General features: G+C 43.4%; 3 protein-coding genes and 1 pseudogene. 2 read left to right on the top strand and 2 right to left on the bottom strand.

Translation table 11 applies throughout. The annotated features are described in order from the left end of the window. Nucleotides 1-10: 10 nt before the first annotated feature. On the bottom strand, nucleotides 11-1,198 hold the full coding sequence (locus AAG747_RS14750; protein WP_346821949.1) for a hypothetical protein: 1,188 nt from the start codon (nucleotides 1,196-1,198) through the stop codon (nucleotides 11-13). Between the two features lie 322 nt (nucleotides 1,199-1,520). On the opposite strand from AAG747_RS14750, the gene AAG747_RS14755 reads away from it, so the two are divergent. After that, a complete protein-coding gene (locus tag AAG747_RS14755) occupies nucleotides 1,521-2,471 on the top strand; it encodes a FecR domain-containing protein (protein ID WP_346821950.1) in 951 nt (316 codons plus the stop codon). Between the two features lie 150 nt (nucleotides 2,472-2,621). Next, nucleotides 2,622-5,288, top strand: a complete 2,667-nt coding sequence (locus AAG747_RS14760; protein WP_346821951.1) for a TonB-dependent siderophore receptor — start codon at nucleotides 2,622-2,624, stop codon at nucleotides 5,286-5,288. Between the two features lie 873 nt (nucleotides 5,289-6,161). On the opposite strand, the pseudogene AAG747_RS14765 reads toward AAG747_RS14760, so the two are convergent. After that, nucleotides 6,162-6,327, bottom strand: a pseudogene (locus AAG747_RS14765) (IS630 family transposase); the annotation flags it as partial.

Here is a 6,327-nt window from a genome sequence, read left to right on the forward strand (position 1 = left end):
AAACTCTTTTTTAATTCAATTTCCAACAGAATATTCTATTCGTCCGGGTATGAATACCCCAAATCTCTTTTCCATCCTTACTGAACTTCAAAGACGACATAATACGATCAAACCCTATTGTCACGGGCAGATTGGATTCATAATTCAACCGGGCCAGTAATTTGCCTTTGGTAAAATCTACCACACTGATGTACTCTTCTTTTTTATGTTTGCGGTCATGATAACCGACCGTAAAAGCCGCTGTATTGCCAAATACCTCCAAAGGTCCCGGAACACCCACCGAATGAGTAAATGTATGCAACAAGGCTCCATCTTTACGATTGAGGATAAAAAAACCTGTAAACCGGCTAGAACTGGGTGTACTTAAAGTACTCTTAATCCTCACGCCATTCACAGACGCGTCCCCCATTGTAGCATGCTCCATCGTTTGAGGATTCCTGTAAAGCACAAAAGGCTGTAAGAGGTAATCCCCTGCCTGCACGGCCTTCATACCGCCAAAGCTCATCCCGTCTTCATAAGAAGGCGGGTAGTAGTACATTCCGTTTTCTTTGCGGGAATTCTTATCGTGGTAACGGTGTCCATCAAAACGGGCCACTGGCAAATAGGAATAGTCTTTCACTTCGGGCATATCCGAACTGGTATACAAAACATCAGTAAGGCCTTTTGGGGAAATCAGAGAAATTTCCGCTTTTATAAAGTCTTTGGCACCGGCTTCCGGATCATAATTTCGCCATTCTACAAGGAGTGCTCCCCGCTCAGTGAGCTTGATGTCGAAATAACTATCATCATTTATTCCTCGGTGGATTTTTTGAGCACCGGGGATCAATTCAGTCATCGAGTACACCTTTTGCTTTGACAAGGATATAAACGAAAGAGTGGTTTCCTGTTGATACCCTTCATTACTCATCACGACCCAATCACTACCCGGAAAATGATAAAAATCAGGATTGGCTCTTTTTACAAACTCATGAACGACATACGATTGTTCTGTCTTCAAGTCAAACAAAACAATCCCCCCCTTGTACAGCTCTGCCTTGGGGGATGTCCAATAAGAAATATACAGCAATGCCATAGAATTGGATAAAAACAATCCTTTTTCCAGTTTGTTTCCATCCATTAGTTTTTCATTTAACTTAATAATCCGGTTGGGATTTACTTCTTTACGGGGCGATTCAATGTGTGGAATGGGAACAGTCATTTTTTGTCCATTTACATGCAAACTAAAACATAAAAAACAAAGGCTTATGAAGCCTTTTGTACTTCTCAGGATTCTCATTGTATAGCGATTTGAATAGTGACTTGCCACCTGTGCTCTACCTTCTTAATCGGTAAACTAACTCCCAACATTACGGATAAGCCTTTATAGAAGTTTGAAAAAAGGCCCGATACAGTCCGTTTACTTCCGGCCTTACCCTCCTGTTTGCACAAAAAAGACATCTTGTTGAAAAAAAATTTACTGGACACTAGGACCAATATCCCTTTTTCACGACTACCCTAATAGAAACGCTTATTTAGACTAAATGAAAATTACACCGGAACTTTTACATAAATACGCCACAGGAGCATGTACGGAAGAAGAGTTATTACGGATTGAGGCTTGGTTAGAAGATCAGGATACGGCTTATGAATTACCCGAAAATGAAGATTTGCCATTGCATAAACAACAAATATGGCAAGCCATTCACACAAAGGTGAGTCCTGCGGTTAGCGGTAAAGTAGGCCCGTCACATTCCTTCCGGTTTCCACAACGGATCTGGGCAGTTGCTGCAAGCATTGCTGTATTGATTGGGATTGCCGGAGTGTTTTTGTATACGACATCACAGAAGAAAAATATTCATTACAAATGTTATTACACCCAGAAAGGACAAAAACTGAAAATCACTTTGCCCGACCACAGCCGGGTATACTTGAATGCCGGTAGCGAATTAAAAGTACCGGAATATTTTTCTGATACGGCCCGGGTTGTGTCGCTGAAAGGCGAAGCATATTTTGAGGTACACAAAGATCCTCAACGGCCTTTTACCATACAAAGTCCGGACAGCCGGACCACCATATTGGGCACGGCTTTTAACTTGAGAGCCTACCCTCGGGAAGCTACCGTACTTACCGTGACGGAAGGCAAAGTGCGCTTTTCTTCCCGGAAAACCCCGGAAAACTATATACTGTTGACTGCCAACGAACAAGGAAAAATAGGCCCTGAAACAAAATTGTGTAAAACCAATATCGATGCATCGCCATACACGGCCTGGAAGGAAAACCGGATTGTGTTTACGAATATGAAATTTGCAGAAATGCTAGCTGAACTGGAACGCTGGTACAATGTAAACATTCAAGTGGAAAAGCCCGGTATTCTTCAACAACGGTACAGGGGTTCCTTTGAAAACCCGTCTTTGAATGTGCTTTTGGAAGACCTCGGCTTTGTCATGAAATTCAATTACCGGATGGCCTCTGACACCGTCTTTATTTATTAAATAATTTGAAACCAAATTTCATTTAAACCTTCCTGAAAAATGGAAAGGCATATATCATAAATAAAAGCAAGAAAAACCCGGTATGCTGTCGCCAAACCTCACACCGGGCAAAATGTCCATCAAACAACTGTTAACATTTTTAACAAATTTATGAAATATTTAAAATACCCTAACTATTTCCGCTGTACCTTACAGCGATTGGTACTATTGTGCATGCTGTGTATGGGGCCGGTTTTACAAAATACTTTTGCACAAGCAGATATTTTGAGCAAAAAAGTAACCCTGCAAGTACAAACACTCAGCCTACAACAGGCATTGGAAGCACTGGAACAACACACCGGTTGTACATTCTCTTATGCCCCCGACATGATAGACAGTTCCAGAAAAGTTAAACTTGACTATAGAAATACTCCGCTTGGCACCGTGCTATCCGACTTATTGGGAGAACAGGCCAATCATATAAGAGTGCGGGGCAAACAAATTCATATTCAAGCGATAAAAGGCGGGGAAAAAGGAATTTTGAAAGGCCAGGTACATACTGCAGACGGACAACCGGCCCCCTACGTTTCCGTATGGATAGAAGGAACAGGATACGGGACTTCTACTGATGAAAACGGATACTTCAAATTCCAGGCTCCTGCCGGTACTCATACGCTATTGGTATCATCCATCGGCTTAGGAAAACAAGAACAAGCCGTAGTAGTACGGAGCCGGCAGACCACTTCCGTTCCTTTAATTACGCTGCATGAGTCTGCTCAGGAATTGAAAGAAGTAATTGTAGAAGACAGCCGTTGGAAAGATAATTACAAGGAAAGCAAACCTTCCAATTCATTGCGCCTTAAAACACCACTGTTAGAAACCCCGCAAAACATACAGGTAATGAACAGCCAGCTATTGGCCTCTCAACATATTTTCAACCCTTCGGAAGGCATCGAAAGGAACGTTAGTGGCGTGAGACGGGTACTGCATCAAGAAACCTATGCGTCCATCTACATCCGGGGCTTTTCCACGGGTTCGGGAAGTATGAGAAACGGAATGAGTGTGGGCAATTATTTCGGCCCCTTAAAAGAAGATATGTCCTTTGTAGACCGGGTAGAGTTTGTGAAAGGGCCTGCGGGATTTATGATGGGTAATACACAACCCGGAGGATTTTACAATGTAGTCACCAAAAAGCCTACCGGCCGCAAGAAGGCCTCTGTCAACCTGACCACCGGAAGCTTTAGTACTTTCCGGGCAGAAGCCGACATTGACAATCAACTGGACAAACAAGGAAAATTCTTATACCGCCTGAACTTAATGGGCCAAATGAACGGTTCGCATACGGACTACCGCTATACCAACGGGTATGCCATCGACCCCTCATTCAAATACATCATCGATGATAAAACTTCACTGACCGTTGAATACCTTTTCCAACATATGGCATTCTCGGGCTTTGGTCCTTACCTGCATTCTAAAAAAGGATTTAAAGACTTGCCTCGTCATATGACCTTCAACGACCCTTCCGTAGAGCCGACCAAGGTGAACGATCAAAGTGTATTTATCAACTTACAACACCAATTAAATAAAGATTGGGAGGTCACTGCACAATTGGCGTATCTGGACTATAAAATGCGGGGACAAAGTTTGTACCCCAGCTATAACTCCTTGGATGAAGAAGGGAATATGGCCCGGAACTTCAGCATCAACGATGTGGATAACATCAGCAAGCTCGGGCAAATTTTTGTCAACGGATCGGTGCAAACCGGAGGGGTCTCCCACAAAATATTAGCCGGCTTGGACATCGCGGAAAAGACCTATTATGCAGATTGGTCCAAAGTACCTTCGGACACTACCTTGATGTTTAATATGTACGACCCTGTGTATGGTATCAACCCGGCATATATCCCTAAGGTAGACCGTTCCAAAAGTTTGAGAACCAGAGGCGGTACCAAAGGGTCGGATGCTTACTATGCCTTGTATATACAAGACCAGTTGGCCTTCTGGGACAACCGGGTCCGACTAACACTGGGAGGTAGATTTACGTCTACCAAAAAGCCTGGAGATAAGGGAATTTTCGAAACCAACGAGGTCTTTACGCCTCGAGCGGGATTGAGCATTTCAGTAGACAAAAACCTCTCATTGTACACATTGTACGATCAGACCTTCTCAGAACAATTAGGTCAAAATGACGATGGAGAGTATTTTGACCCGACACGGGGTACCAACATCGAAGCAGGGATCAAAAAAGATTGGTGGGGCGGAAGCTGGAACACCACCTTGTCAGTCTATAGAATCACCAAAACCAATGTATTGACCACAGGACCCAGTGCGGTAGAAGGTGCTCCCCCTATCACCACGGCTACGGGAGAAGTTCAATCGCAAGGAGTGGAATTGGATATCAAAGGTGAAATACTCCCGAACTTAAGTATCGTATTCAACTACGCCTATACGGATGCAGAAGTGACCAAAGACCGGGATGAAAAGAAAGTAGGGCAAGAGTTCGCGGGTATCGCCAAACATATTACCAACACCTGGGCCACTTACCGGATTGATCAGGGCAGCCTGGAAGGACTTGGCTTCTCACTGGGCTACCAGTTTCAAACAGATCGCACCGCTTGGCCAGGAGGCGGCTTGAAATTACCGGATAATTACTTCAGCCTGGATGCCGGAGTTTCATGGACAAAAGAAAAATATTCGGTTTCCTTATTGGTCAATAACCTGACCGATCGCTACAACTACACCGGGTTCTTCCCCGGAGCCTGGGGGTATACCCACTACGGTTGGCAAGCATTGCCTCCCCGCAATTTCAGACTGCGCGTAGGATATACCTTTTAAAGGTTGAAGGATTGAGGAGTTGAAGGATTGAGGAGTTGAAGGATTGAGGAGTTGAAGGATTGAGGAGTTGGAAGAAGAAATGACGCAATCCGGTTATTTTATGCGGTCTTTCAAAGTACTTATCCATACCTTACACCACTGGCTCGGGTTTTCATCCGGGCCGGTGCTGTTTATGGACAGTAAGTGTTCAAATGGCAAAGGCTGGATTCCCTTCATTAGTGAATGAGTGAAATGGTGAAGGGATGAAATGGTGAATGAAGGCGAAGCAAACGATAGACACCTTGACATTACAAAATCCAAAAACTTGAACCGCCACAAGCTATTACTCACCTTTTTTAATAAAAAGCATTTCAGCAATCTTCTCACCATTTCACTCCATCACCCATTCTCCAATTCCAAAGCAGTACGAAAAACCGCAGTTGCCTAAATCATTCAATGAACAGAGTCAACTAATAGAAGGGAAATAGTGAAGGGGTGAAATGGTGAATGAAGGCGAAGCAACCAAAGCAAACGATAGGCACCTTGATGTTTCAAAATCTAAAAACTTGAACCGCCACAAGCTATTACTCACCTTTTTAATAAAAAGCATTTCAGCAATCTTCTCACCATTTCACTCCATCACCCATTCTCCAATTCCAAAGCAGTACGAAAAACCGCAGTTGCCTAAATCATTCAATGAACAGAGTCAACTAATAGAAGGGAAATAGTGAAGGGGTGAAATGGTGAATGAAGGCGAAGCAAACGATAGACACCTTGACATTTCAAAATCTAAAAATTTGAACCGCCACAAGCTATTACTCACCTTTTTTAATAAAATGACAATCCGTATTCTTGCCAGTATCTCAGGTAAGCGTGCAAGCGACTAGTGTTATGTTAATCATTAAATGACGGGTAAAGTCTTTTTAGTTTCACTCTTGATTCCTTGGTGGTAAACTGCCAGTTTATCCGACTTTCTTTGTTGTTGCGGTCATTTTGCCAAGCATTCACCTCTCTGGCGACAGTCTCTTGGTCTCCCATATGCCGGTTCAGGCATTGGCTG

Origin of the sequence: Rapidithrix thailandica (assembly GCF_039710355.1) — a bacterium.
Taxonomy (GTDB): Bacteria; Bacteroidota; Bacteroidia; order Cytophagales; family Flammeovirgaceae; genus Rapidithrix; species Rapidithrix thailandica.